Origin of the sequence: Actinomadura sp. GTD37 (genome assembly GCF_041951365.1) — a bacterium.
Lineage (GTDB): Bacteria > Actinomycetota > Actinomycetes > Streptosporangiales > Streptosporangiaceae > Spirillospora.
On sequence record NZ_JBGNUS010000001.1, the window covers coordinates 865,714 to 888,865 of the forward strand.

The window sequence follows — 23,152 nt, forward strand, 5'->3', positions numbered from 1 at the left end:
TCCCCCCTTCTCGTCCCCATTGTTCGCCCCGTGATGCCCGGCGGAACGCCGCCGAACCCCGCCGTGCCGGACGGATGCCGTTCGCCGCCCGAGCATCGCCCAAGTGGGGAGATTGCCTCATAATTCGTGCATCACAAGTTGCGGCGATGGAGGCGAAAAACGGTGAGCGACATCGAGCAGGCCCCTCCCGGGGTGGACAGCACGGTCCCCAGCCCGGCTCGAATGTACGACTACATCCTCGGCGGCTCGGCCAACTACGAGGTCGACCGCGAGGCCGTGAAGACGGTCCGCGCGCACATGCCCGACCTGGAGGACGCGGCGTGGGCGAACCGCGGGTTCCTGCAGCGTTCGGTGCGGTGGCTGGCCGAGCAGGGCGTCCGGCAGTTCATCGACGTCGGCGCCGGCCTGCCGACCGGCAACAACACGCACGACGCGGTGCAGAAGGTCGCGCCCGACGCGCGGATCCTGTACGTCGACAACGACCCGCTGGTCGGGATCCACGCGAAGGCCCTGCTGGAGGGGGTGGCGGGGACGGCGTTCATCACGGCCGACTTCCGCGACCCCGAGGGCCTGCTCGGGCACGACGAGACCCAGGCGATGATCGACTTCACGCAGCCGGTGGCGCTGCTGCTGGTGACGGTGACGCACTTCGTGTCGGACGAGGACGACCCGTGGGGCGTCGTCCAGCGGTACGTCGGCAGGCTCGCGCCGGGCAGCTACGTGGCGCTGTCCGCGATCAGCAGCGACCGGCAGGTCAGCGAGGAGCTCGACGAGGTCACGGCGGTGTACGCCAAGTCGTCGTCCCGGGGCGCCTACCCCCGGCCCCGCGCGGACATCGAGCGGTACTTCACCGGCCTGGAGATCGTCCCGCCGTACAAGGGGGCGCCCGCGGAGCTGTGCCACCTCGGCGTGTGGGGCGCCGAAGACCCTGACGAGGCGAACAGTGATGGCTCACGTCTCGGCTATGCCGCTGTGGCGAGGAAGCCATGATGACGAAGCCGACCGCGGCGGAATTGGGCGTCGACCCGGACACCCTCGACTGGCGGCGCTCGGGGAACGACGAGGGCGGCATCGAAGTCGCGTTTGTCGGGGAATGGACGCTTTTGCGCACGTCCGGGGCCCTGATCTCCGTGTTCGACGAGCACGAATGGGCCTGCTTCCTGGACGGCGTGCGGAAGGGTGAGTTCGACCGGGCCGCGTCGTGAGGCCGTCCCATGTCCGCTCCATCTGACGGAAGTCGTGAGGTGCTTCCTGATCCGGCCAAATCTGTGATTCACAAATTCGGAAGGCGTATGCTGATGCCGGCCGTATGTCAAGGGAGGTGGTGCCGATGAGCGAGGCGTACGGCGCCACCATTGCCAAACGGGGGCTGGCGCGCCGCTTGCGAGAGCTGCGCGTCGGGACGGGATACACGGCCAATCAGGTCTGCGACCGGCTGAACTGGGGACGGGGCAAGGTCGGCCGGTTCGAGGCCAACAACTGGGTTCGACCCGAACTCAGTGACATCCGCGACCTGGCGCGCATCTACGAGGGCAGCGACCTCGACGAGCTCGAGGTACTCGCGACGCGCGCCCGGCAGCGGGCCTGGTGGCGTGACTACCCGGACGTGTTCCACAACGAGTTCCCCGGCTATGAGGGGGACGCGTCCAGCATCCGGGTGGTCATGCCGCTGGTGCTGCCGGGGCTGCTGCAGACGCTGCCGTACATGCAGGCGCTGCTGTCGACCGGGCAGCAGACGCCCGAATGGCGGGAGCAGGCGCTGCGCGCCCGGCTGCGGCGGCAGCAGATCCTCGAACGCGACGACGGCGCGCCGAGGCTGTCCGCGCTGATCACCGAGGCGTCCCTGATGTACGAGTGGGGCGACCCCGGCGACCGCCGCGCGCAGCTGCGCCACCTGCTGACCATGTCCGCGCGGCCGAACGTCGAGCTGCGGCTGCTGCGCCTGTCGGACGGCCTGCACCCCGGCATGTCGACGCTGGTCAACATCTTCGAGTTCCCCGGCGACGAGCCGTGCATGGTCTTCCTCGAGAACGACGCGGACATCCAGGAGATCGACGACGCGAGCAAAGTGGAGGCGTATGGCGAGATCTTCGAAGAGATCCGCGCGGCGGCGCTGAGCGCCGCCCACACCGCGGCTCACCTGGAGTCACTCATCGCGAAGCTGGAGTAAGACTTATGGACCTCTCTCAGGCACGCTGGTTCAAGGCCACCGCGAGCGCGAGCAGCAACGGCGGATGCGTCGAGGTCGCCGACCTCGAGACGGCCACCGGGCTGCGGGACAGCAGGACGCCGGAGGCCGGGGCGCACGTGGTGCCCCGGTCCGTCTTCGCCGCGTTCCTCGAAGACGTGCGGGCCGGCGGCTACGACCGCTGACCGACCGGGCCGCACACAGGATCCCCCAGGGCTGCATCCCTGGGGGATCCTTCATGTGTGCGGCCCTCTCTCAGGCGCCGTCCACGCTACAGCGGCCGGCGACGGGCGTACCGGGTCCGCCGGTACACGTTCCTTATACCTGGAGGAAGAGTGTTTTGGTAGCTTTCGCCCGTATTTGGTGAACGTCTCAACACCCCGCGCATGATCCTTGCGATCTATTGCTCCGGAAGGCCAGAAATGTGCGAAGCTTGGAACTGTGAATCACACATAGCGACTCGCGAACCATCGAGATTCAGGTCGCGAATGTCTGATTTGCGACTGTCTCCGTAACCCCCGAGGTGGGCGTCATGACGAAGGCCGCAGCGACGTGCGGGATTCCGTGGAGGCTGGAGAACGGCGGTTGCGCGGCCCTGCCGCTGCCCACCGACGACTCGATCGCCCGGGTTGCGCGCGCCCACGTCACGGGACTGCTCCCCGCACTCGGGCTCTCCGTCCAGGACGTCGACGACGTCACCCTCATGGTCAGCGAACTGGCCACGAACGTCCTCCAGCACGCGCTGCCCGGCGGAGACGGGGCCGCGCCGGAGCTGTGGGTCTACCAGCGCACCGACGGCCGCGGCCGCGACGAGCTGGTCGTCAAGGCGTTCGACACGCTCCGGGCGTGGCGCCCGCAGACGCCGACCGGGCCGATGCCCGAACACGGCCGCGGGCTGGAGATCATCGAACTGCTGACGCAGGGGCGGTGGGGGCACCATCCGTCCCGCTCCCGGCTGCGGTCGCCGGCCGTCCGGGGGAAGGCGACGTGGTTCGCGCTGCCCCTCCCGCGCACCGCGCGCCGGCTCCGGCACACCTGGCGGATGGACGAGCCGCACGCCGCGAAAGACCTGCACGGCCTGCTCGTCCAGCGCGGCATAGCCGAACTCACCCCGATCGACGAACTCGGCGTCTCCGTCCTGTCCGGGCACGACGACCTGACCGTGTGGTGCGAGTCGGCGACGTTCCGCTGGAGCTCCCGGTCCGGGGAGTCGGGCAAGATGCCGATCGCCGACATCACGGAGGTCTGCGAGCAGCTCGTCCGGCTGTGGGAGTGCATGAACGACTGAGGCCGGTTCCGGCCACGCGAGCGGCCGCCGCATGGCCCGTGGTGGGGGCGGGCCATGCGGCGGCGGGGGATCAGCCGGCCAGGTCCGCGCGGACGCGGCGGGCGGCCGCCACCAGGTTGCGCAGCGCCGCCTCCGTCTCCGGATAGGCGCGGGTCTTCAACCCGCAGTCGGGGTTGACCCACAGCCGTCCCGGCTCGACGGCCCGCAGCGCGCGCCGCAGGTTCTCCTCCATCTCCTCGGCGGAGGGGACGCGCGGCGAGTGGATGTCGTACACGCCGGGCCCGATGCCGTTCCCGTACCCGGCGGCGCGCAGGTCGCCGACCAGCTCCATGTGCGAGCGGGCCGCCTCCACGCTCGTGACGTCGGCGTCCAGCTCCCCGATCGCGCCGATGATCTCGCCGAACTCCGAGTAGCACATGTGGGTGTGGATCTGTGTGGCGTCCCGCACGCCCGACGTGGCCAGCCGGAACGCGCCGACCGCCCAGGCGAGGTAGCCGGGACGGTCGGCGTCCCGCAGCGGGAGCAGTTCGCGCAGGGCGGGCTCGTCCACCTGGATGACGCGGATCCCGGCGTCCTCCAGGTCGGCGATCTCGTCCCGGAGGGCGAGCGCGACCTGGCGGGCCGTCTCGGCGAGCGGCTGGTCGTCGCGGACGAACGACCAGGCCAGCATCGTGACCGGCCCGGTCAGCATCCCCTTGACCGGCTTGTCCGTGAGCGACTGCGCGTACACGGCCCACTCGACGGTCATCGGCCGCGGCCGCGCGACGTCGCTGTGCAGGATCGGCGGCCGGACGTACCGCGACCCGTACGACTGCACCCATCCGTGGTCGGTGGCCGCGTACCCGTCGAGCTGCTCGGCGAAGTACTGCACCATGTCGTTGCGCTCGGGCTCGCCGTGCACGAGGACGTCGAGGCCGAGGTCCTCCTGGAGCGCGATGACGCGGGCGATCTCGTCCTTCATGGCGCGCGTGTACTCGGCGCCGGTGACGCGCCCGGCGCGGCGGTCGGCGCGGGCCCGGCGGATCTCGGGGGTCTGCGGGAACGAGCCGATCGTGGTCGTCGCCAGGTCGGGCAGGCCGAGCGCGTCCCGCTGCGCGGCGAACCGGGCGGCGCGGTCGCCCCGGCGCGTGTCCGCCGCCGACCCGAGCCGTTCGCGGACGGCCCGGTCGACGCCCGCCTCCGGAAGGGGCGCGGCGTCCGGGACCGGGACGTCCTCGCTGAGCGCCCGTCCGAGGGCGACGACCTCGGCGACCTTCTGCCGGGCGAACGCGAGCCGTCCGCGGACGGCGGGGTCGAGCGCCGTCTCGGCGTCCAGGTCGAGCGGGACGTGCATCAGCGAGCAGGACGTGCCCACGACGACCCGATCGACGAGCCCGAGCACGGAGGCGCAGGCGGCCAGGGCCCTGCCCGGATCGGTGCGCCAGACGTTCCGCCCGTCCACCACGCCCGCGACGAGCGTCTTGCGCGGCATCCCGCCGACCGACGCGAGCACGTCCACGTTGCCGGGACCGGCGACGAGATCGAGCCCGACGGCCTCGACGCGGGAGCGCCCCAGCACCCGCAGCGCGTCCGCGCCGATCGTGCCGAAGTACGTGGCGACCATCAGCCGCGGCCTGCTGGTGAGCCGCCCGAGGCGGGTGTAGGCGCGGGCGAGCGCGTCGATCTCCGCTTCGCTCCGGTCGGCGACGAGGGCGGGCTCGTCCAGTTGCACCCATTGCGCGCCCGACCCGGCGAGCCGCTCCAGGACCTCGGCGTACACGTCGACCAGCCCGTCGAGCAGGTCGAGCGGCCGGAACCCCTCCTCCGCCGGCTTGGCGAGCAGCAGATACGTGAGCGGCCCGACGAGGACGGGACGCGTCTCGACGCCGAGCGCCCGCGCCTCCCGGTACTCGGCCAGCGGCTTCGCCGCCGCCCCGTCCGCCAGCCGGAACCGGGTGTCCACCCCGAGTTCGGGGACGATGTAGTGGTAGTTGGTGTCGAACCACTTGGTCATCTCGAGCGGCGGGACGTCCTGGACGCCGCGGGCCATGGCGAAGTACCGGTCGAGCCCGGTCAGGCGCCGGTACCGGTCCGGAACGGCGTCGACCAGGACGCTCGTGTCGAGCATCTGGTCGTAGAAGGAGAACGTGTTCGACGGGACGTCGTCGAGCCCGGCGTCGCGGAGCCCCGTCCAGACCTCGGCGCGCAGCCGGGCGCCGGTCTCGGCGAGCGCGCCGGCGTCGGCGCGTCCCGCCCAGTAGTCCTCGGTGGCGGCCTTCAGTTCCCGGTCGGCCCCGATTCGGGGGTATCCGAGGATCGTCGTGTTCATGGCGGCTTCCCTCGCTGTGCCACGGGCGGCCCCGGGAACGGCGACGGCACGCCTGCGCCGCCGGCCTTCCCGCGAGGCCGCACACCACCGCGCACCGGCCGGCGCGCGGGCGGAGGCAGGTCTTCGGACTCGCGGGCGTCGCCTCCCGGAGGAGGCGTCCTACTGGCCGTCGCTTCCCAGGCCGTTCGGCCCAGTGCCTATGACGGCGGTCGTTCCCGCTCACCGCTGCGGGGCAGTCCCGGACTCGCACCGGGTTCCCTCTTACGACACTCGAAAGGAGTGAACCGTCCGCGCCCGCGAGTCTACTCGTGCGCGCGGCGACGATCACGGGGGACCGCTCGTGCGCGGTCGGCGCGGTCGGCGGGCGGGGTGCGCGACGCGTCGCCGCGCGCCTGCGGATCGTCTTCGTCACGGTCTGTCGAGATGCCTCCACAGAGGATGAGGTGTTTTGAGATGATCTCAACTTGTCCTTCAGGATCGGGGAGGTGTCGCTGGATGGAGCCGCTGCGACCGGGTGATCCGGGCAGGGTGGGCCCCTACCGGCTGGAGGGGAGGCTGGGCGGCGGCGGTATGGGACTGGTGTTCCTCGGCCGGTCCCAAGGCGGGAGGCCGGTCGCGGTCAAGGTGGTGCGCCCCGAACTGGCCGAAGACGCCGGGTTCCGGCGCCGGTTCGCCCAGGAGGTGGAAGCGGCCCGGCGGGTCGGCGGCTTCTACACCGCCCAGGTGGTCAACGCCGACACCGAGACGCACTTCCCGTGGTTGGCCACGGCGTTCATCCCCGGCCCGTCGCTTGAACAGGCCGTCCGCGAACACGGGCCGCTGCCCGACCATGCGCTCAGCGCTCTGGGAGCGGGACTCGCGGAGGGACTGGCCGCGATCCACCACGAGGGTCTCGTGCACCGCGACCTCAAGCCCGGCAACATCATCCTCGCCGCCGACGGCCCCCGCGTCATCGACTTCGGCATCGCCCGTGCGCTGGACGACGCCTATACCTCCACCGCCGCGCTCGGGACTCCCGGGTACATGTCGCCCGAACAGGTCGGCGGACTGGCGGTCGGGCCGCCCAGCGACGTGTTCGCGCTGGGCGCGGTGCTCACGTTCGCGGCGACCGAACACGGCCCCTTCGGCACCGGGCCGGCCGGAACGATCGTCTACCGGATCGTCCACGGCACCCCCGACCTGACCCGGCTCCCCTCCCACCTCACCGGCCTGATCAGCGGCTGCCTGGCCAAAGACCCGAGCCTGCGGCCCCGGCTCACCGAGATCCTGGACCATTTCGCGAATTCCTCCAAAGCGACCATGTTCATGCCGGGCGGCCTGCCGGCGGAGGCTGGTGATCCGGCGGCGCATCATTCCGCTGATGGTCGGATCGAGTTCTTCGTGCGCGGTGCGGACGACCGTCTGTGGCATTTGTGGCAGGTCGCGCGGGACGGCGACTGGTCCGAATGGGAAGACCTCGGTAGGCATCGTCCGCTTCCGGGCGGGGGGTTTCTGTCGGTGGCTGGTGATCCGGCGGCGCACAGTTCGGCCGATGGTCGGATCGAGGTTCTTGTGCGCGGCACGGACGACCGTCTGTGGCATTTGTGGCAGGTCGCGCGGGACGGCGACTGGTCCGAATGGCAGGACCTCGGTAGGCATCGTCCGCTTCCGGGCGGGGGGTTTCTGTCGGTGGCTGGTGATCCGGCTGCGCATCATTCGGCCGATGGTCGGATTGAGGTTTTCGTGCGCGGTGTGGACGGTCATCTGTGGCATTTGTGGCAGGTGGCGCGGGAGGGTGGTTGGTCTAACTGGAGGGATGTGAGCGGGTATCGCTCGCATCCGGAGGATGGTCCGCTGATGGTGGCGGGTGATCCGGCTGCGCATCATTCGGCCGATGGTCGGATCGAGGTTCTCGTGCGCGGCGCGGACAACCATCTGTGGCATATGTGGCAGGTCGCGCGGGACGGCAACTGGTCCAACTGGCAGGACCTCGCCAGGCATCGTCCGCTCCCGAATGGGGAACTGCTGTCGGTGGCGGGTGATCCAGCGGCGCATCATTCGGCCGATGGTCGAATTGAGGTCTTCGTGCGCGGTGTGGACGGCCATCTGTGGCATTTGTGGCAGGTGGCGCGGGAGGGTGGTTGGTCTAACTGGGATGATGTGAGCGGGTATCGCTCGCATCCGGAGGATGGTCCGCTGATGGTGGCGGGTGATCCGGCTGCGCATCATTCGGCCGATGGTCGGATCGAGGTCTTCGTGCGCGGCGCCGACGGTCATCTGTGGCATATGTGGCAGGTCGCGCGGGACGGCAACTGGTCCAACTGGGAGGACCTCAGCAGGCACCGTCCACTCCCGAACGGGGAGCTGCTGACGGTGGCGGGTGACCCCGCCGCGCATCATTCGGCCGATGGGCGCATTGAGATATTCGTGCGCGGCGCGGACGGCCATCTATGGCATTTGTGGCAGATCGCACGGGACGGCGACTGGTCCGAATGGCAAGACCTCGACAGGCACCGTCCGCTTTTCAATGAGGGCTAGCGTGGGCAGGACGATGCCGGACGCCTTCCGCTAGTCGACTCTGGCGGCGCATCCGCCGCTGCCCTGGCCCCCGGAACCGCCGCACTCTCCGGCCGAGCCGCCGCGGGGGTTCTTGGTGACGGACGCCCTGCACTTGCCGTCCCCCAGCCATGAGCACTTGGCCTTGGGACGGCCGTGCCGCGACGGGGAGGGCGTGGCGGCCGGGGCCGCGGGCGCGACCGTGGGCGCTCGGTCGACGACCTCCGGCGCGGGCGTCGCCGGGCTCCCGGCCCTCCCGCCGCCGAAGCCGTAGTTGATCAGGGCGGCGGAGAGCAGCGCGGCCGAGGTGATCACGGCGGCCAGCAGCGTGGCGGCCGACGAGCCGATCCGCCGGCGCCGCCAGAACGGCCGGCCGTTCGACCGCCTGCCGGGACGGGACGAGCGTCGCACCATGTTCGGAACCCGCTTCCTCGCGTACTGAGAGTAGGCAGCAGACTACGCGACGCCATAAAGAACCTGCCGGGAATTGCGGTTTCCCGGACGCGCCACGATGGGTGGAAACCGTCGACAGGAGGATGTGCCGTGAATCGGTCCTATGTGGTGACCGGAGGAGGACGGGGCGTCGGCCGGACGATCGTCGAACGCCTGCTCGCCGACGGCGGCTCGGTCGTCGTGATCGAACTCGACCCGGCCGCGGTCGCGTGGGCGGAGGGGGTCGCGCGCGTCATCCCGGTCGTGGGGAGCGCGGCCGACGAGGACGTCGCCGGACGCGCGGCCGACCTCGCGCAGGAGGCCGGGACGCTCACCGGCTGGGTCAACAACGCCGCCGTCTTCCGCGATGCCCCGTCCCCGTCCGCCCGTGAGCTGCTGGACCTCGTCGCGTTGAACTTCGACCCCGCCGTGGTCGGCTGCGTGACCGCCGTCCGCCGTTTCCTGGACGCGGGGACGGGCGGTGCGATCGTGAACGTCTCGTCCCACCAGGCGCAGCGTCCGGTGCGCGGCTCCCTCCCCTACGCGACGGCGAAGGCGGCGACCGAGGGGCTGAGCCGGGCGCTGGCGGTCGATTACGGCCCCCACGGCATCCGCACGAACGTCGTGGCGCTCGGCTCGATCACCACGGAACGCTACGAGGCCCTCCTGGAACGCCAGGGGCCGGCCGAAACCGCGCGCATCGAGAACGAGATGCGCCTGCTCCACCCGCTGGGCCGGGTGGGACGTCCGGACGAGGTGGCCGCGGCCGTCGCCTACCTGCTGTCGGACGAGGCGAGCTTCGTCAACGGAGCCGTCGTCCCCGTCGACGGCGGCCGCCACGTCCTGGGCCGCGACCCTGAAGAGCGCTGACGGGGGCCGGGGGGCGAATGAGTCCAAGGACACAGACCCTGATGATCAAGCTCGCTACGCTCGATCAAATAGACGCTGGTGTTCAGCAGGTGTGAGGCAGGTGGGATGTCCGGCGCAGGACTCAAGGCGCTCAGGGACGGCGATCCGGTGCGGATCGGGCCGTACCGGTTGCTGGCCCGGCTGGGGGCCGGCGGGATGGGCCAGGTCTATCTGGGGCGCTCGCCGGGCAGGCGGCTGGTGGCGGTCAAGATCGTCCATCCGCACTTCGCCGACAACGCGTCGTTCCGCCGCCGGTTCGGGAAGGAGGTCGCGGCGGCGCGCCGCATCGGCGGCTTCTACGCGGCGCAGGTCGTGGACGCCGACACCGACGCCGACCCGCCCTGGCTGGTGACGGAGTACATCGCGGGTCCGACGCTGCAGGACGCCGTCGACGAGCACGGACGGCTGCCCGAGACGTCGGTGGCCGCGCTCGGCGCGGGCCTCGCGGAGGGGCTGCGGGCGGTCCACGAGCAGAACGTGATCCACCGGGACCTCAAACCGGGGAACGTGCTGCTGGCCCAGGACGGCCCCCGCATCATCGACTTCGGCATCGCGCGTGCGCTGGACGCCGCGTCCCAGAGCCTGACCCTGGTCGGCACGCCCGGGTACATGTCGCCCGAGCAGTACCTCGGCGGCGTCATCGGGCCGTCCAGCGACGTGTTCTGCCTGGCCGCCGTGCTCGCCTTCGCGGCCACCGGCCGCCACCCCTTCGGGGAGGGGCCGCCCGACGCCCTCGGCTACCGCGTCCGCCACGAGGACCCGGAACTGACGGGCGTCCCGGCGTCGCTGCGGGGGCTGATCGCGGCCGGGCTGGAGAAGGACCCGGACGACCGTCCCGCGACCGGCGACTTCCTGGACCACTGCTCGGCGCTGGCGGCGGACGAGGGGATGTCCCTGCCGCAGACGTTCGCCACGATGATCGCCACGCGGGTGGCGGAGACGGAGATCTTCACCCGCAGGGCCGACGCGGGAGAGCGTCCGCCGGAGCAGCCGCAGCAGGGCCCGGGGAACCGGCCTCCGCAGCCACCACCGCAGGCACCTCCGCAGGCACCTCCGCAGGCACCTCCGCAGGCACGTCCGCAACGGGTGCCGCAGGGGCCGGGCGCGGGGCGTCCGCCGGGGGCCAGGTCGCCGGGGCCGCTGAACGCCGCGGTCGCGGTCGGAGTCGTCGGGGTCGTGATGATCGCCCTGCTCATCGCCTTCGCCGCCGACGACGACAGGTTCGGCAGGTCGAGCAACGCGGACGGCACCTCGACCCCGACTTCGTCCGCAAGCCGGACGTCCGGCCGCACGAGCGGATCGGGGAGCACCTCGCGGCCGAGCGCGAGCCCGACCCCGGACCCGACCTGGGAGGCGTTCGACGACATCTCGGTCAACGACTGCCTGGACGCCTACAAGGACCCCTATGACAGCGGCGAATGGAGCGAGAACACGCCGAGCGCGGTCTCCTGCGGCCGCAGCGACGCGTACGTGAAGGTGACCGGAGTGAGGGATTCGAGCACCGAGTGCAATTCCGAGACGCTGGACGGCGAATCCTGGTGGCGGTCCCCCGCGCATGACGGGGACAATATCTACCTCTGCGTGCGGCGGCAGTTCCGGAAGGGCGAGTGCTTCCTGGGGAAGAAGGGCAAGGACGAAAGCAAGGTGTACATCACCGGGCACGGCCTGATGACCTCGTGGTCATGCAGCAAGAACACCGTCCCGAAGGACTTCGATTACATTCTCCAGTTCACCGGCTACTACGCGACCAGGTGTCCGAGCGGCTCCCGGAGATGGAACGACTTCCGCGAGGGCGTCCTCTGCGCCCGGGTCATGTGACCGGCCGGTCCGTGGTTTCCCGGACCGCCGCCCGCAGGCCCCGTGTTTCCCCGGACCACCTGGGAGAACGCGACAGGTAGGACGCGTGGCCGCCGGGCTCGGTTGACAGCGGACCCGGAGTCGGCCAGCGGTCCCCGCGGATCGGCGAACACCTGTACACCTGGGGATTCGTCCGATCAGAAGGGATCCACAAGTGAGGAAGCTTCTCGTCACGGGGGCCGCCGCGATCGCGGTGGCGGGAGCCGGAGTGCTGCTGGCGACGCCGGCCGAGGCCGCGAGTCCGGTGCAGATCTACCGGGTCTACTACAACTCGCCGGGCAGCGACACGGGGTCGAACAAGTCGCTGAACGCCGAATGGGTGCAGCTGTTCAACACGTCCCGCTCGTCCAAGAACCTCAAGGGCGTCAAACTCCGCGACAAGACCGGTTACTCGTACACTTTCGGCTCCTACACGATCAAGGGCCGGAAGTCGGTCTACATTCACACGGGCAAGGGGACGAGCACCGCCACGCACCGCTACTTCGGAAAGACCTGGTACGTCTGGAACAACACCGGCGACACCGCCTACCTCCTCTACCCGAGCGGCCGCGTGGCGGACAAATGCTCCTGGGGGCGGACGGGCTCCTCCAAGTACTGCTGAGCGGCGTCTCCCGTCCGCCCGCGACCGGGGCGGTCAGCGGGCGCGGCGGGCGTTGAGGCGGGCGGCCTGGCGCGTCAGGTGGCCGCATTCGGCGAGGTTGGGCGCCTTCCGGGCCGCCTCGGCGTACAGCCGGGCCGCCGTCGCCAGGTCGCCGTCGCGCTCGTGGAGGTACGCCGCCACGGCGGTGTGGCGGGGCACCGAGTCGTCCACCTCGGCGAGCGCCGCGAGGCCGGCGCGCGGCCCGTCGGCCTCGCCGACGGCGACCGCGCGGTTGAGCCGGACGACGGGGCTGCCGGTCAGGCCGGCGAGTTCGTCGTACCACTCCACGATCTGCACCCAGTCGGTCTCCCCGGCGGTGGGCGCGTCGGCGTGGAGCGCCGCGATGGCGGCCTGGGCCTGGAACTCGCCGAGCCGGTCGCGGGCGAGGGCGCCCTGGAGGATCCGGACGCCCTCGGCGATCATCTCGGTGTCCCACCGGCCGCGGTCCTGCTCGGCGAGCGGCACCAGGCTCCCGTCCGGCGCGGTGCGTGCGGCGCGCCGGGCGTGGTGGAGCAGCATGAGGGCGAGCAGCCCCGCCGCCTCGGGGTGGTCGATCCCGGCGGCGAGCCGCCGGGTCAGCCGGATGGCCTCGGCGGCCAGGTCGACGTCGCCGGAGTAGCCCTCGTTGAAGACCAGGTAGAGGACGCGCAGGACGGTGGCGACGTCGCCGGGCCGGTCGAACCGCACGCCGGAGACGGTGCGCTTGGCGCGGCTGATGCGCTGCGCCATGGTCGCCTCGGGCACCAGGTACGCGCGGGCGATCTGGCGGGTGGTCAGCCCGCCGACGGCGCGCAGCGTCAGCGCGACCGCCGAGGACGGCGTCAGCGACGGGTGGGCGCACAGGAAGTAGAGCTGGAGCGTGTCGTCCGCCGCGGGCGCGGGGCCCGGCGCGGGCTCCTCGTCGGCGGTGTCCTCGCGCCGGCGGCGTGCGGCGTCGGCGCGGGTCGCGTCGAGGAACTTGCGCCAGGCGACGGTGACGAGCCAGCCCTTCGGGTCCCGCGGCGGGTCGTCCGGCCAGCCGCGGACCGCCTCGACGAGCGCGTCCTGCACGGCGTCCTCGGCCGCCGCGAAGTCGGCTCCGCGGCGGACGAGGATGCCGAGCACGCTCGGCGTGAGGCTCCGGAGCAGGGCCTCGTTCAGCTGCGAGGTCACTCCGTGATGGTGGGCGGCTCGGTCATGAACGGGCGCAGCTCCAGCCACTCGTGGATCGGCTCGCCGCCCGCCCCCGGGGCCGCCGACAGCTCCCCGGCCAGCTCGACGGCGCGCTCGTGGCTGTCGACGTCGATCACCATCCAGCCGGCGATGAGGTCCTTGGTCTCGGCGAACGGGCCGTCGGTGACCGGCGGGCGGCCCTCGCCGTCGTACCGGACCCAGCTGCCCTCGGGGGCGAGGGCCTGCCCGTCGACGAACTCGCCGGTCTTCTCGAGCCGGTCCGCGAAGTCCTGCATGTACTGCATGTGCGCCGAGATTTCCTCCGGCGTCCACTGGTCCATGGGCGCGTCGTTCACCGGGGCCGGGGCGCCGCGGTAGTGCTTGAGCAGCAGGTACTTGGCCATCGTGACTCTCCTCGTTGCTGGTGCGACCCGTCTTGGATCGCGTTCCCCCCAGGGACGGAGCCGACCGCGCCTTCTCGACATCCCCGCCAGAACTTTTTTCGCCCGTCTCAGCGGTAGCTCGTCCGGTCAGGAGTTGGCGGCGTGGTCCTCGATGGTGATGCCCATCGCCGCCGCCAGGGTCAGCAGGAGGCCCTGAGCGTCAGCGGTGGTCACCGTGGCGCCCGCCAGGCTCTGGACGCCGTTCACGCCGTAGAGGTCGCACTCGGAGAGCCGGGCGCCCTTCATGTCGGCATGGCTGAACTGCGCGCCGGTCAGCTTGCAGCGTTCGAAGCGGGCGCCGGAGAGATCCGCCTCCTGGAAGTTCGCCGTCGCCAGGTTGCAGTCCCGGAACACCACGTTCTTGAACCGGCAGAAACGGAACGAGGACAGGTCGGCGCGGCAGTCGCTGAACAGCACGTCCCGGAGCGAGCAGCCGGCCAGCGACGTCCCCGTCAGGCGGCTGGCGTCGATCGCCACGTTGAAGATCCGGGAGTCGTGCAGTTTCAGGTTCGCCAGGTCGCAGGCGGCGAACTCGACGTCCCGCAACTCGGCCCGCCGCATGACCGTGCCCGCCAGGCGCGTCTCCTGGAAACGGCACCGCTCGAACTCGACGTCCTCCGCGTCACGGTCGGACACGTCCAGCGCCCCGAACCGCATCGACAGGTACACGCCATCGTCAGCCAGCTCGCACTCGGCCGCCCCCGCCTCAGCCAACGACCGCGGAATCACCGGAGCCACCGGCTCCCTGACCCGCTTCGGAGAACGCGCTCGAACACCACCACTTGGCACGCACCCGACCCTACCCATCCCCCTCCCGACGCACGGCCACTCGCCCGAAGCTCAGGTCCGCGTTCGGCGCACGCCATGATGTCCAACGAGAGAGGAACCGGCTCGCTGTCCGTTCATTGCCGACCGCTGGTACGGAAGAACGAACCCGTGCGGACTCGGCGTGTAGTGGTGGCCATCCCCGTCTGGTTGGCGCCAGATCGCGCCACCCACTCGGCCCCCGGTCGAGGCATGGACGCAGGCGCGGCGCGAACTCTCTGTTTCTCGCCGGACGCATCACCGCACTGCGCCCCACCGCTGACGGGGTCCACGGCCGAGAGAGGCTCAAGCGCCGCCGATTCGGATTCGCCGTCGGCAAGTACGAATCACATGGCCTTGAGGGTTTCGGTGAGGCGTTGAAAGTCTTTGTAGGTGATGACGAGTTTGGGGCCGTTGGGGTCCTTGCTGTCACGGACGGCGACTACGTCAGGAGTGCTGGCGACTTCAACACAGTTTCCGCCGTTGGAGGTGCTGCGGCTGGCCTTGCGCCATGTCACGCGGCTCAGGTCCATGTCTCGTCCGTTCCTCGCGGTAGGCGGTGTGCGGCTCAGAGGTTCTTGAGGGCCTGGGTTAGACCTCGAAATTCCTTTTGGTTTAGGGTCAGCTTGGGGCCGTCAGGGTCCTTGCTGTCGCGGATGGCGATCAATCTGCTCACGGGTGCAAGCTCTACACAGTTGCCACCGTTCTCTGTGCTCAGGCGTGTCTTGCGCCACGGTACGTTACTCATGTCCATTTCTCTATCATCACCTTTCTGATGAAGTCTCGGGACATACGTGCTGGCAGTGCTTTGCTTCTCAAGCTATCAAGGGTGCGCGCGATCGCCGCAAGGTCGCCCGAGTCATCCGTAGTGATCCCACGGACAGTGGTTTCTAGGTAGGCTATCTCGCTGCGATCTTTCATTGTTGCGAGGACGAACGATCCACCATTGCCGGCTGGGGTGCCGTCATCGTTCACGACGATCTGGATAGTCACGTTCGGTAGCTCGCTCATGGTCAGCAGATGTTCGAGTTGCTGCCGCATGATCTCCCGAGAGCCCACAAGGTGATGGAGAACGTGCTCGTTCAGCAACGCGATCAGGGTAACCGGTGCTGGTACGTCCCGCTTGAGGATCTCTTGCCGTGTCAGGCGAGCGATGACGGCTTCGTCCGTGCTCAGAAGCGTGCGGGCGTAGTCATCGATCTGAAGTAGCCCGGGTACGACGCTGTGCTCCCAAGTCACCAGGATCTCGGCCTCGCGCTCCACCTCGGGCCAGTCGAACCACGTTGGGAAGCCGAGTGCGCCGTCGCCGTTCAGGTCGTCGTAGAGGTTGAGGAGGGTGCCGCCGGCCTTGAGTTCGGGGTCCATGATCTCGACGAACTCGCGTTTGCATCGCTTCTTCCCGCTTTCGATCTGCGAGACGAAGGACGCCGTCTTGCCGGTGCGCTGTGCGACGCGCGCCTGGCTTAACCCGGCGCGCTCCCGGTATCGGCGGAACTGCCGTCCGAAGGCCGCAAGGGCGGGTGACGTCGCTGCACGTCGGCGGGGGGATGCCATGCTCGCGCTCCTTAACCTGCCGGTACCGGGGAGTAACCGGAGATTGAAGATCAACATTGAGTTGTTGCGTCTTTCTGGACGTTAACACTGACTCTGCGTCGATGGGTGGCTTACTGACAGACACAAGAACCGGACACGTTCGAAGGTCGTACCGATGCCACCTGTAGCTCTTGCGCCGGAGAGGCCGGCGCTCATCCTGGAGCCGACCGATCAGGCGCCCGCCAAGGCGCGCCGTTACCTGACCGCGCGGTTCCGTGAACTCGGGCACGCCGACGACTTCGCCGGACGGCTCGTGGTTACGGAACTGGTTACAAATTCGTACATGCACGTCGGAGTCGGACAGATCGTCGTCCGCATTTTCCCGGATGTGCGCGAGCACCTGACCGTCATCGAGGTTCAGGACGAGGGGACGGCCCTGCCGGTCGTCCGGGGTGAGGACTGCGACGCCATCGGCGGGCGCGGGCTGCTGCTGATGGCCCGGCTCGCCCACGACTGGGGCGTCCGGCCGCTCGGCGAGGAAGGAAAGATCACGTGGGCTCGCTGCGCCCGTTGACCGTCCGGGCCGAACGGCACCTGCTGCGGTGGCGGACCCTGCGCGGGCGTCCCACGGCGATCCGGTACCTGGACCTGCTCGCCGTCGCCGTCCAGGCCAAGGGCTACAAGGCCGTCAAGCTCTACCGGGCCGGTGACCAGCCCGCGCGTCCGCCCGTCCTCTGGGTCTTCGCGTTCAGCCCCGACGACCATGTTCGGATGGCCGTCGCCGTTCACGCTTTTACGGGCGGTGTGTGGGGCTACTGCGAGGCCGGACGCGGACGGCGCGGGTACCTCGCGCCCTGCGGCGACACCAAGTCCGCCGCCGACCAGGTCGACGGCGTCCTCAAGCACCGCATGTTCCCCGCCACCTGGTAGGGCCGCTCCCGGAGGTATCACGGTGAACCCCCACGCTTCTTACAGCCGATCGTTCGACTACGGCCCCGGTCCGGCGGGCGCCTTGGAAATGGACCTCGACATTGATCGGGTCCTCGACGAGCTGCGTCGCTCCTTTCCCGGCTTGTGCATGTGGTGGGGGGAGTTCAGCGGATCGCTGTGGGCGCTTCTGCCGGACCGCCTGGTCGAGGCCAAGACCGGTGCCGACCTGGCTCGGCAGCTCTACGACATCCTGGGCCGTCCGCGTCCTCCGGTCGCGGACGCCCCTGACGTGCCGTCCGTCCGCAGGCCGGACGGGACGTGGAACGTCGCGAGCCGGCCGCCCGCCCGCGCTACGTCCACACGCCGATCGCGCCCTGTGCTCGGCCGCGCTCTGATCGCGGTTCTTCGCATGGCCAGAATGTCCGCTTGGCCGGTACCGCTTGCTTGATCAGCGGAATGCGGGTCGGGCCCGGGATGCCAAAGGACACGTCCGCCCGGCCGCCGGGTGCTTGGGCGCGGGCGGGTTTGTCGGTGGGGTGGGGCAGGGTGAGGGGGAGTGAGAGGGGGCGCTGGTGATCATTATTTCGGGGGCCTTGTACGTCGAGGCGGGGACTCGGGACGGGTTTCTCGACGGGTGCCGGGAGGTCGTGGCGCTGGCGCGGGCCGCGCCCGGGTGTCTCGACTTCGCGCTGTCGGCCGACCTGGTCGAGCCTGACCGGATCAACGTGTACGAGCGGTGGGAGAGCGGGGAGGACGTCGAGCGGTTCCGGGGCGGGGGGCCCGAGCCCGAGCAGGCGGCTCGGATCCGGCACGCCGAGGTCATGAAGTACGTGATCTCGGGGGTCGAGGCGCCCTAGCCGCGGATGGCAGAGTTGAGGGGTGCGGGTTCGGATCCTTGGGCCGTTGGTCGTCACGGACCAGGGGAGTGCTGTCGCCGTCGGCGGGGCCCGGTTGCGGGCGCTCCTGATCCGGTTGGCGCTGGAGCCGGGGCGGACGGTCGGCGTCGACGCGCTCGTCCAGGCGCTGTGGCCGGAGGGCGGGCCGGGCGTGCACGCGTTGCAGGCGCTCGTGTCGCGGTTGCGGCGGCGCCTGCCGGAGGGCAGGTTGCGGTCGGTGTCCGGCGGTTACGTGCTGGACGTCGAGTCGGTCGACGCCCCGGAGTTCGAGCGCCTCGCCGGTGCGGGCGGCAGGGCGCTCCGCGACGGTGACGCCGAGCGCGCCGCGGGCCTGCTGCGGGCTGCCCTTGAGCTGTGGCGCGGGGACGCGCTCGCCGACGCGGCCGGTGCGCCGTTCGCGGACGCGGCGGCCGTCCGGCTGGAGGCGCTGCGGATCTCGGCGGTCGAGGACCGGGTGGCCGCCGAACTCGAAACGGGCGTCGAGCCGGCGCGGCTGGTCGCCGAGTTGGAGGAGCTGGCGGCGCTGCATCCGTTGCGGGAGCGGCCCCGCGCGCTGCTGGTGCAGGCACTGCACCGGGGCGGACGCTCGGCCGAGGCGCTCGGCGTGTTCGAGCGGTTCAGGCGCGTGCTGGCCGAGGAGCTGGGCGCCGATCCCGGGAAGGAGCTGCAGGACGCGTACCTGGCCGTCCTGCGGGCGGCGCCCAGGGAGCGCACGCGCGGGAACCTGCGGGTGCCGCCGACCAGCTTCGTCGGGCGGGAGAGCGAGTGCGCGTGGGTCGCGCGGGCGCTCTGGGACGGCCGGCTGGTCACCCTGGTCGGGCACGGCGGGGCCGGCAAGACGCGGCTGGCGGCGAAGGTCGGCGCGGAGCTGGCCGGACGGTTCCCGGGCGGCGTCTGGCTCGTCGAGCTGGCGGGCGTCGACGACCCGGCGGAGGTGCCGCGCGCGGTCGCGGGCGTCCTCGGGCTCCGGGACGGGACGAGCCGGCTCGTCGAAGCCCTGTCCGCCGACGAGACGCTGATCGTGCTGGACAACTGCGAGCACGTCGTGGACGCGGCGGCCGGGCTCGTCCACGACCTGCTCGGCGCCTGTCCCAGCCTGCGGGTACTCGCGACGAGCCGGGAGCGGCTCGGTGTCGACGGCGAGGCGCTGTGCCCGGTGCCGCCGCTGGACCGGCCGGCCTCGGTGCGGCTGTTCGCGGACCGGGCGGCGGCCGTCCGGCCGGGATACGAGCCCGACCCCGGGGTCGCCGCCGAGATCTGCCGGCGGCTGGACGGGCTGCCGCTCGCGATCGAGCTGGCCGCCGCCCGGCTGCGGTCGATGTCCGCGGAGCAGCTCGCGGCACGCCTGGACGACCGGTTCCGCGTGCTGACGGGCGGGAACAAGGCCCTGCCCAGGCACCGGACGCTGCGCGCCGTCGTCGCGTGGAGCTGGGACCTGCTGGACGACGCCGAACGCCGGTTCGCCGAGCGGCTGTCGGTGTTCCCCGGGACGATCACGCCGGAGACGGCGGCCGAGGTGACCGGCGCGGCGGAGGCCCTGGACGTCCTCGACTCGCTCGTCGACCGGTCGCTGCTCCAGGCCGTCGACGGCGCCGAGCCGCGCTTCCGCATGCTGGAGACGATCCGCGAGTACGGCCTGGAGCGGCTGGCGGGCGACGCCGGCCCGGCCCGGGACGCGCACCTCCGATGCTTCCTCGGACTGGCCGAACGGGCGGAGCCGCGGCTGCGCCGTCCCGAGCAGCTGGAGTGGATCTTCCGGCTGGCGGCGGAGCGCGACAACCTGCTCGCCGCGCTGCACCACGCCGTGGACGAGGGCGACGCGGAGCGGGCCGTCCGGATGGGCGCCGCGCTGGCCACGTTCTGGATGATCCAGGGCGATCACGCTGAGGCGGCGCGGCGGCTGCGGCTCGCGCTGGAAGTGCCGCGCCGCGCCCCGGTGCCGGGGGTGGCGGCTGCGCTGGGCGGTTACGTGTTCAACACCGTCCTGTCCGGCGGCGCGGCGCGCGACGACCCGCTGATCGGCGGCCTGCGGGGGCCGGGTGCGCCGCCGCCTGCGGGGCCCGCCGACGGGCATCCGCTCGCCGCGCTGATCGCCCCCGCCACGGCGCTGCTGGCCGACGACCCCGCCGGGGGCGTCGCGGCCGTCGACCGCCTGCTGCCCCACGACGACCCGTGGACGAGCGCCGCGCTGCACCTGACGCGCGCCATGCTCAACGGCAACCGCGGCGAGATGGGGCAGGCCGCTGCGGACATCGTCGCGGCTCAGGCCGGGTTCCGCGCGGCGGGCGAGCGGGCCGGGCTGGCGCTCGCGCTCGCGTTCGGGGCCGAGACGCAGACCGTCGACGGGCACTTCGCCGACGCCGTCGCCGCGCTGGAGGAGTCGATCGGGCTGCTGCGCGAGCTGGGGCAGGACGCCGCGGCCGGGTTGCAGCGGGTGATGCTCGCGAAGGCGCGGGCCCGTTCCGGCGACGTCCGGAGGGCGCGGGACGAGCTGTCGGCGATGGCCGCGCCCGGCGCCGCGACCCCGTCCCGCCACCTGGTGCACGTCCGGCTGGCGCTCGGCGACCTCGCCCGCCACGCCGGGGACGCGGCCGAGGCCGCCGCGCACTACGCCGCCGCCGGGCGCGAGCTGGACCGCGTCCCGTCCTACCCGCAGTTCCGTTCGCTGCTGGAGGCGGCGCACGCCCAGCTCGCGATCGGACGGGACGACCCCGGGGAGGCGGCCCGGCGCCTGCGGAAGGCGCTCGCCCTCGCCGTCGGCGCGCCCGACATGCCGATCGCCGCCGTCGCCGGATACGCGGTCGCCCGGCTCCGCGCCGCCGCCGATCCCCGCGCGGCGGCGGAGGCGCTGGGGGCCGCGGCCGTGCTGCGCGGCGCGCCCGACGCGTTCAACCCCGACGTCGCCCGGCCCGCGCGCCGCCTCCGCGGCGAGCTGGGCGAGCGCGCCTACCGCGACGCCTACGAGCGGGGCCGCGGGCTGGACGTGACCGGCGCGCTCGCCCTGCTGGACGATCAGCTGCGGCGCCGGTAGGCGGCGACGGCGAGGGGGCAGAACACGGCGAGGAAACCCGCCGACCACAGCAGCGTCGCCGTCGCCGGGCCCGCCACCGGCCCGCCGACCAGCAGCCCCCGCGCGGCCTCCACCGCGTCGCTGACCGGGTTGACCTCGACCCATGCCCGCAGCCAGCCGGGCATCGTGTCGGCCGGGACGACCATGTCGGTGCCGAAGGCCAGCGGGAAGATCCCGAGGAACGCGACCGTCTGCACGATGACCTCCTCCCTGATCAGGACGCCGATGAGCACGTTGATCCAGCCCATCGCGAAGCCCAGCGCGGTCGCCAGGCCCACCGCCGCGAGCGCCGACGCCGCGTCCGTCTGGACGCGGAACCCCATCAGGTAGCCGGTCGCGAACAGCACCGCCGCCGCGACGACGTACCGGATCACGTCGCCGAGGACGATGCCGACGAGGGGCGCGGATCGTCCGATGGGCAGGCTGCGGAACCGGTCGAAGACCCCTTTCTTGATGTCGGTGTTGATGCTGAGCCCGGTCGCCAGCATTCCGGCGAGCAACATCGTCATCACCAGCACGCCAGGGAACACGTACTGCAGGTACGAGTGCGTGGACCCGGACACCGCGCCGCCGAACAGGTACACGAACAGCAGCAGGAAGAGGATCGGCATGAACAGCGCGTCGCTCAGCACGCCCGGGTTGCGCCGCGTCTTGGTCAGGCTCCGCCCGGCGAGCAGCAGGCTGTGCCGGGCGAGCCGGTAGCGCCGCCGCGGCCGTCCTGCGCCGCCGGAGTCCGATCCAGCGCCCGGTGCGGAGACGGGAACGGGGTTCGCGTCCGCCGCCCGCGGGTGTGCCGTCCGGTTCGTGTCGGTCATGCCGCCGCCTCGTCCTCGTCCTCGGCGGAGGAGGCGCGCCGGCCGGTCAGGGTGAAGAACACCTCGTCCAGGCTGGGCAGCCGCAGCGCCAGTTCGGTGACGCCGATCCCGGCGGCGTCCAGGCGGCGGACGGCCTCGGTGAACGCGCCTTCGCCGTCCCCGTCGACCGGCACCGAGACCACGTCCCGGCGCGGGGGCTCGACCTCGCGTCCCGACACCGCGCGCAGGATGGCGGCGGCCTCGGCGAGCCGTCCCGGGTCGCGCGGTCGGACGATGATCGTCTGCCCGCCCGCGATGCGCTTCAGCGAGGCGGGCGTGCCGGACGCGATGACGGAGCCGCGGTCGATGACGGTGATCACGTCGGCGAGGGCGTCGGCCTCCTCCAGGTACTGGGTGGTCAGCAGGACCGTCCCGCCCTCGTCCGTCATGGCCCGGATCAGCCGCCACGCCTCCTCCCGCCGGCCCGGATCGAGGCCGGTCGTGGGCTCGTCCAGGTAGATGACGGCGGGCCGCCCGATCAGGCCGGCGGCGAGGTCGAGGCGGCGCCGCATCCCGCCGGAGTACGTCGAGACGCGGCGCCCGGCGTCCTCGGTCAGCTCGAACCGCTCCAGCAGTTCGGCGGCGCGCGTCCGCGCCTCGGCCTTGCGCAGGTCGAGCAGCCGTCCGATGAGGACGAGGTTCTCCGTCGCGGTGAGGTCCTCGTCCACCGACGCGTACTGCCCGGTGAGGCCGACCAGCTCCCGCACCTTCGCCGCGTCGCGGACGACGTCCAGCCCGCGGACCTCGGCCCGTCCCGCGTCGGGACGCAGCAGGGTCGCGAGAATCCGTACGGCCGTCGTCTTGCCTGCGCCATTGGGACCGAGGACGCCGAGGACCGTCCCCGGCCGCGCCGCCAGATCCACCCCGGCCAGCGCGGTCGTCTTCCCGAATCGTTTGACCAGGCCCTCGGCCTGGAACGCGTAGCTCATGTCCCGGAGGCTGCCGGGCGCCGCTCACAAACCGCTCACACCCGGCCCGCCCGGCTACTCCAGGTCGAACTTGACCTTCTGGCCGTCGATCGACGTCACCCTGATCGTGACCGGCCCCACCTGGGAACTCTCCCCGTTCGCGATCGTTGCGGGCGCGGACCCGGCCGCCGACACCGTCATCCCTCCGCTGGAGATCTGCGAGACGGTGACGTCGACGTCGTTGACCTCCACGGTCTGTCCGGCGCCGCTCACCGTCACGTGGCACTTGCCGTTGACGCAGCTGTGCGTGTTGGACTGGCATCCGCTGAGCAGCAGGGCGCCGCCGACCGCGAGAACGGAGAGAACCGGGACTGCACGCTTCACAAATACTCCCATGTTGGACGA

The 23,152-nt window shown here is 71.4% G+C and carries 25 protein-coding genes and 1 riboswitch; of the genes, 14 read left to right on the forward strand and 11 right to left on the reverse strand.

Annotated features, from left to right (window positions below; genetic code table 11):
• Nucleotides 1-162: 162 nt before the first annotated feature.
• The 5 genes from ACA511_RS04185 to ACA511_RS04205 all read left to right on the forward strand — a co-directional run bounded on the left by ACA511_RS04185 (nt 163) and on the right by ACA511_RS04205 (nt 3,476).
• Nucleotides 163-990: an SAM-dependent methyltransferase gene (locus tag ACA511_RS04185; protein ID WP_375022691.1), complete on the forward strand. Its 828-nt coding sequence runs from the start codon at nt 163-165 to the stop codon at nt 988-990.
• Nucleotides 990-1,205: a DUF397 domain-containing protein gene (locus tag ACA511_RS04190; RefSeq protein WP_375022692.1), complete on the forward strand. Its 216-nt coding sequence runs from the start codon at nt 990-992 to the stop codon at nt 1,203-1,205. Before ACA511_RS04185 ends, ACA511_RS04190 begins: the two co-directional genes overlap by 1 nt.
• Before the next feature lie 125 nt (nt 1,206-1,330).
• Entirely contained in the window at nt 1,331-2,170 is an 840-nt protein-coding gene (locus ACA511_RS04195; RefSeq protein ID WP_375022693.1) for a helix-turn-helix domain-containing protein, read from the forward strand.
• A 5-nt stretch (nt 2,171-2,175) separates the two neighbouring features.
• Complete coding sequence (locus ACA511_RS04200; protein ID WP_375022694.1) at nt 2,176-2,373, forward strand: DUF397 domain-containing protein; 198 nt, start codon at nt 2,176-2,178, stop codon at nt 2,371-2,373.
• Between the two features lie 347 nt (nt 2,374-2,720).
• Nucleotides 2,721-3,476, forward strand: a complete 756-nt coding sequence (locus ACA511_RS04205) for an ATP-binding protein (RefSeq protein ID WP_375022695.1) — start codon at nt 2,721-2,723, stop codon at nt 3,474-3,476.
• 70 nt (nt 3,477-3,546) lie between these two features.
• Here ACA511_RS04205 and metE read toward each other — a convergent pair whose 3' ends face one another.
• Nucleotides 3,547-5,784 (reverse strand): 5-methyltetrahydropteroyltriglutamate--homocysteine S-methyltransferase, encoded by a 2,238-nt coding sequence (metE, locus tag ACA511_RS04210; RefSeq protein ID WP_375022696.1) that lies wholly within the window; start codon nt 5,782-5,784, stop codon nt 3,547-3,549.
• Between the two features lie 114 nt (nt 5,785-5,898).
• Nucleotides 5,899-6,070, reverse strand: a riboswitch (cobalamin riboswitch).
• 209 nt (nt 6,071-6,279) lie between these two features.
• On the opposite strand from metE, the gene ACA511_RS04215 reads away from it, so the two are divergent.
• Nucleotides 6,280-8,301, forward strand: coding sequence for a protein kinase (locus ACA511_RS04215; protein ID WP_375022697.1), 2,022 nt, complete (start codon nt 6,280-6,282; stop codon nt 8,299-8,301).
• A gap of 30 nt (nt 8,302-8,331) precedes the next feature.
• Here ACA511_RS04215 and ACA511_RS04220 read toward each other — a convergent pair whose 3' ends face one another.
• On the reverse strand, nt 8,332-8,733 hold the full coding sequence (locus ACA511_RS04220; RefSeq protein ID WP_375022698.1) for a hypothetical protein: 402 nt from the start codon (nt 8,731-8,733) through the stop codon (nt 8,332-8,334).
• 129 nt (nt 8,734-8,862) lie between these two features.
• Here ACA511_RS04220 and ACA511_RS04225 point away from each other — a divergent pair, with 129 nt between their 5' ends.
• The 3 genes from ACA511_RS04225 to ACA511_RS04235 all read left to right on the forward strand — a co-directional run bounded on the left by ACA511_RS04225 (nt 8,863) and on the right by ACA511_RS04235 (nt 12,118).
• Nucleotides 8,863-9,621: an SDR family NAD(P)-dependent oxidoreductase gene (locus ACA511_RS04225; protein WP_375022699.1), complete on the forward strand. Its 759-nt coding sequence runs from the start codon at nt 8,863-8,865 to the stop codon at nt 9,619-9,621.
• Between the two features lie 105 nt (nt 9,622-9,726).
• Nucleotides 9,727-11,478: a serine/threonine-protein kinase gene (locus tag ACA511_RS04230; RefSeq protein ID WP_375022700.1), complete on the forward strand. Its 1,752-nt coding sequence runs from the start codon at nt 9,727-9,729 to the stop codon at nt 11,476-11,478.
• 193 nt (nt 11,479-11,671) lie between these two features.
• On the forward strand, nt 11,672-12,118 hold the full coding sequence (locus ACA511_RS04235; RefSeq protein WP_375022701.1) for a lamin tail domain-containing protein: 447 nt from the start codon (nt 11,672-11,674) through the stop codon (nt 12,116-12,118).
• 33 nt (nt 12,119-12,151) lie between these two features.
• Here the strand turns inward: ACA511_RS04235 and ACA511_RS04240 are convergent, their stop codons facing one another.
• From ACA511_RS04240 to ACA511_RS04265, 6 genes are all read right to left on the reverse strand, one after another.
• Entirely contained in the window at nt 12,152-13,297 is a 1,146-nt protein-coding gene (locus ACA511_RS04240) for an RNA polymerase sigma factor (RefSeq protein ID WP_375024677.1), read from the reverse strand.
• Nucleotides 13,298-13,305: 8 nt separating this feature from the next.
• The gene (locus ACA511_RS04245; RefSeq protein ID WP_375022702.1) at nt 13,306-13,713 is read right to left on the reverse strand and encodes a YciI family protein; all 408 of its coding nucleotides are present in this window, start codon (nt 13,711-13,713) and stop codon (nt 13,306-13,308) included.
• A 126-nt stretch (nt 13,714-13,839) separates the two neighbouring features.
• Nucleotides 13,840-14,466, reverse strand: a complete 627-nt coding sequence (locus ACA511_RS04250) for a pentapeptide repeat-containing protein (RefSeq protein WP_375022703.1) — start codon at nt 14,464-14,466, stop codon at nt 13,840-13,842.
• Between the two features lie 437 nt (nt 14,467-14,903).
• Nucleotides 14,904-15,089 carry a DUF397 domain-containing protein gene (locus tag ACA511_RS04255; protein ID WP_375022705.1) on the reverse strand — a complete coding sequence of 62 codons (186 nt, stop codon included), beginning with the start codon at nt 15,087-15,089 and terminating at the stop codon, nt 14,904-14,906.
• A gap of 35 nt (nt 15,090-15,124) precedes the next feature.
• A complete protein-coding gene (locus ACA511_RS04260; protein ID WP_375022706.1) occupies nt 15,125-15,310 on the reverse strand; it encodes a DUF397 domain-containing protein in 186 nt (61 codons plus the stop codon).
• Nucleotides 15,301-16,110: a helix-turn-helix domain-containing protein gene (locus ACA511_RS04265; RefSeq protein ID WP_375022707.1), complete on the reverse strand. Its 810-nt coding sequence runs from the start codon at nt 16,108-16,110 to the stop codon at nt 15,301-15,303. Before ACA511_RS04265 ends, ACA511_RS04260 begins: the two co-directional genes overlap by 10 nt.
• A gap of 154 nt (nt 16,111-16,264) precedes the next feature.
• Between ACA511_RS04265 and ACA511_RS04270 the strand changes: the two genes are divergently transcribed.
• The 5 genes from ACA511_RS04270 to ACA511_RS04290 all read left to right on the forward strand — a co-directional run bounded on the left by ACA511_RS04270 (nt 16,265) and on the right by ACA511_RS04290 (nt 20,946).
• Nucleotides 16,265-16,663 (forward strand): ATP-binding protein, encoded by a 399-nt coding sequence (locus ACA511_RS04270; protein WP_375022708.1) that lies wholly within the window; start codon nt 16,265-16,267, stop codon nt 16,661-16,663.
• Nucleotides 16,642-17,019, forward strand: coding sequence for a hypothetical protein (locus ACA511_RS04275; RefSeq protein ID WP_375022709.1), 378 nt, complete (start codon nt 16,642-16,644; stop codon nt 17,017-17,019). The genes ACA511_RS04270 and ACA511_RS04275 overlap by 22 nt, the downstream gene beginning before the upstream one ends.
• A gap of 22 nt (nt 17,020-17,041) precedes the next feature.
• The gene (locus tag ACA511_RS04280) at nt 17,042-17,467 is read left to right on the forward strand and encodes a hypothetical protein (protein WP_375022710.1); all 426 of its coding nucleotides are present in this window, start codon (nt 17,042-17,044) and stop codon (nt 17,465-17,467) included.
• A gap of 124 nt (nt 17,468-17,591) precedes the next feature.
• Nucleotides 17,592-17,876 carry a putative quinol monooxygenase gene (locus ACA511_RS04285; protein ID WP_375022711.1) on the forward strand — a complete coding sequence of 95 codons (285 nt, stop codon included), beginning with the start codon at nt 17,592-17,594 and terminating at the stop codon, nt 17,874-17,876.
• A 46-nt stretch (nt 17,877-17,922) separates the two neighbouring features.
• A complete protein-coding gene (locus ACA511_RS04290) occupies nt 17,923-20,946 on the forward strand; it encodes a BTAD domain-containing putative transcriptional regulator (RefSeq protein ID WP_375022712.1) in 3,024 nt (1,007 codons plus the stop codon).
• Here the strand turns inward: ACA511_RS04290 and ACA511_RS04295 are convergent.
• From ACA511_RS04295 to ACA511_RS04305, 3 genes are read right to left on the reverse strand one after another with little or no spacing between them, the layout of a single operon-like run.
• Nucleotides 20,928-21,800 carry an ABC transporter permease gene (locus tag ACA511_RS04295; protein WP_375022713.1) on the reverse strand — a complete coding sequence of 291 codons (873 nt, stop codon included), beginning with the start codon at nt 21,798-21,800 and terminating at the stop codon, nt 20,928-20,930. The genes ACA511_RS04290 and ACA511_RS04295 overlap by 19 nt on opposite strands.
• Entirely contained in the window at nt 21,797-22,768 is a 972-nt protein-coding gene (locus ACA511_RS04300; RefSeq protein ID WP_375022714.1) for an ATP-binding cassette domain-containing protein, read from the reverse strand. Before ACA511_RS04300 ends, ACA511_RS04295 begins: the two co-directional genes overlap by 4 nt.
• 54 nt (nt 22,769-22,822) lie before the next feature.
• A complete protein-coding gene (locus ACA511_RS04305) occupies nt 22,823-23,131 on the reverse strand; it encodes a hypothetical protein (protein ID WP_375022715.1) in 309 nt (102 codons plus the stop codon).
• Between the last annotated feature and the right edge of the window lie 21 nt (nt 23,132-23,152).

What these genes read in the sequence shown, in the direction of transcription:
- ACA511_RS04190 (WP_375022692.1), top strand. Translation starts at nt 990, where the DNA reads ATGACGAAGCCGACCGCGGCGGAATTGGGCGTCGACCCGGACACCCTC.
- ACA511_RS04195 (WP_375022693.1), top strand. Translation starts at nt 1,331, where the DNA reads ATGAGCGAGGCGTACGGCGCCACCATTGCCAAACGGGGGCTGGCGCGC.
- ACA511_RS04200 (WP_375022694.1), top strand. Translation starts at nt 2,176, where the DNA reads ATGGACCTCTCTCAGGCACGCTGGTTCAAGGCCACCGCGAGCGCGAGC.
- ACA511_RS04205 (WP_375022695.1), top strand. Translation starts at nt 2,721, where the DNA reads ATGACGAAGGCCGCAGCGACGTGCGGGATTCCGTGGAGGCTGGAGAAC.
- metE (WP_375022696.1), bottom strand. Translation starts at nt 5,784, where the DNA reads ATGAACACGACGATCCTCGGATACCCCCGAATCGGGGCCGACCGGGAA.
- ACA511_RS04215 (WP_375022697.1), top strand. Translation starts at nt 6,280, where the DNA reads ATGGAGCCGCTGCGACCGGGTGATCCGGGCAGGGTGGGCCCCTACCGG.
- ACA511_RS04220 (WP_375022698.1), bottom strand. Translation starts at nt 8,733, where the DNA reads ATGGTGCGACGCTCGTCCCGTCCCGGCAGGCGGTCGAACGGCCGGCCG.
- ACA511_RS04230 (WP_375022700.1), top strand. Translation starts at nt 9,727, where the DNA reads ATGTCCGGCGCAGGACTCAAGGCGCTCAGGGACGGCGATCCGGTGCGG.
- ACA511_RS04245 (WP_375022702.1), bottom strand. Translation starts at nt 13,713, where the DNA reads ATGGCCAAGTACCTGCTGCTCAAGCACTACCGCGGCGCCCCGGCCCCG.
- ACA511_RS04255 (WP_375022705.1), bottom strand. Translation starts at nt 15,089, where the DNA reads ATGGACCTGAGCCGCGTGACATGGCGCAAGGCCAGCCGCAGCACCTCC.
- ACA511_RS04260 (WP_375022706.1), bottom strand. Translation starts at nt 15,310, where the DNA reads ATGGACATGAGTAACGTACCGTGGCGCAAGACACGCCTGAGCACAGAG.
- ACA511_RS04265 (WP_375022707.1), bottom strand. Translation starts at nt 16,110, where the DNA reads ATGGCATCCCCCCGCCGACGTGCAGCGACGTCACCCGCCCTTGCGGCC.
- ACA511_RS04270 (WP_375022708.1), top strand. Translation starts at nt 16,265, where the DNA reads ATGCCACCTGTAGCTCTTGCGCCGGAGAGGCCGGCGCTCATCCTGGAG.
- ACA511_RS04295 (WP_375022713.1), bottom strand. Translation starts at nt 21,800, where the DNA reads ATGACCGACACGAACCGGACGGCACACCCGCGGGCGGCGGACGCGAAC.
- ACA511_RS04300 (WP_375022714.1), bottom strand. Translation starts at nt 22,768, where the DNA reads ATGAGCTACGCGTTCCAGGCCGAGGGCCTGGTCAAACGATTCGGGAAG.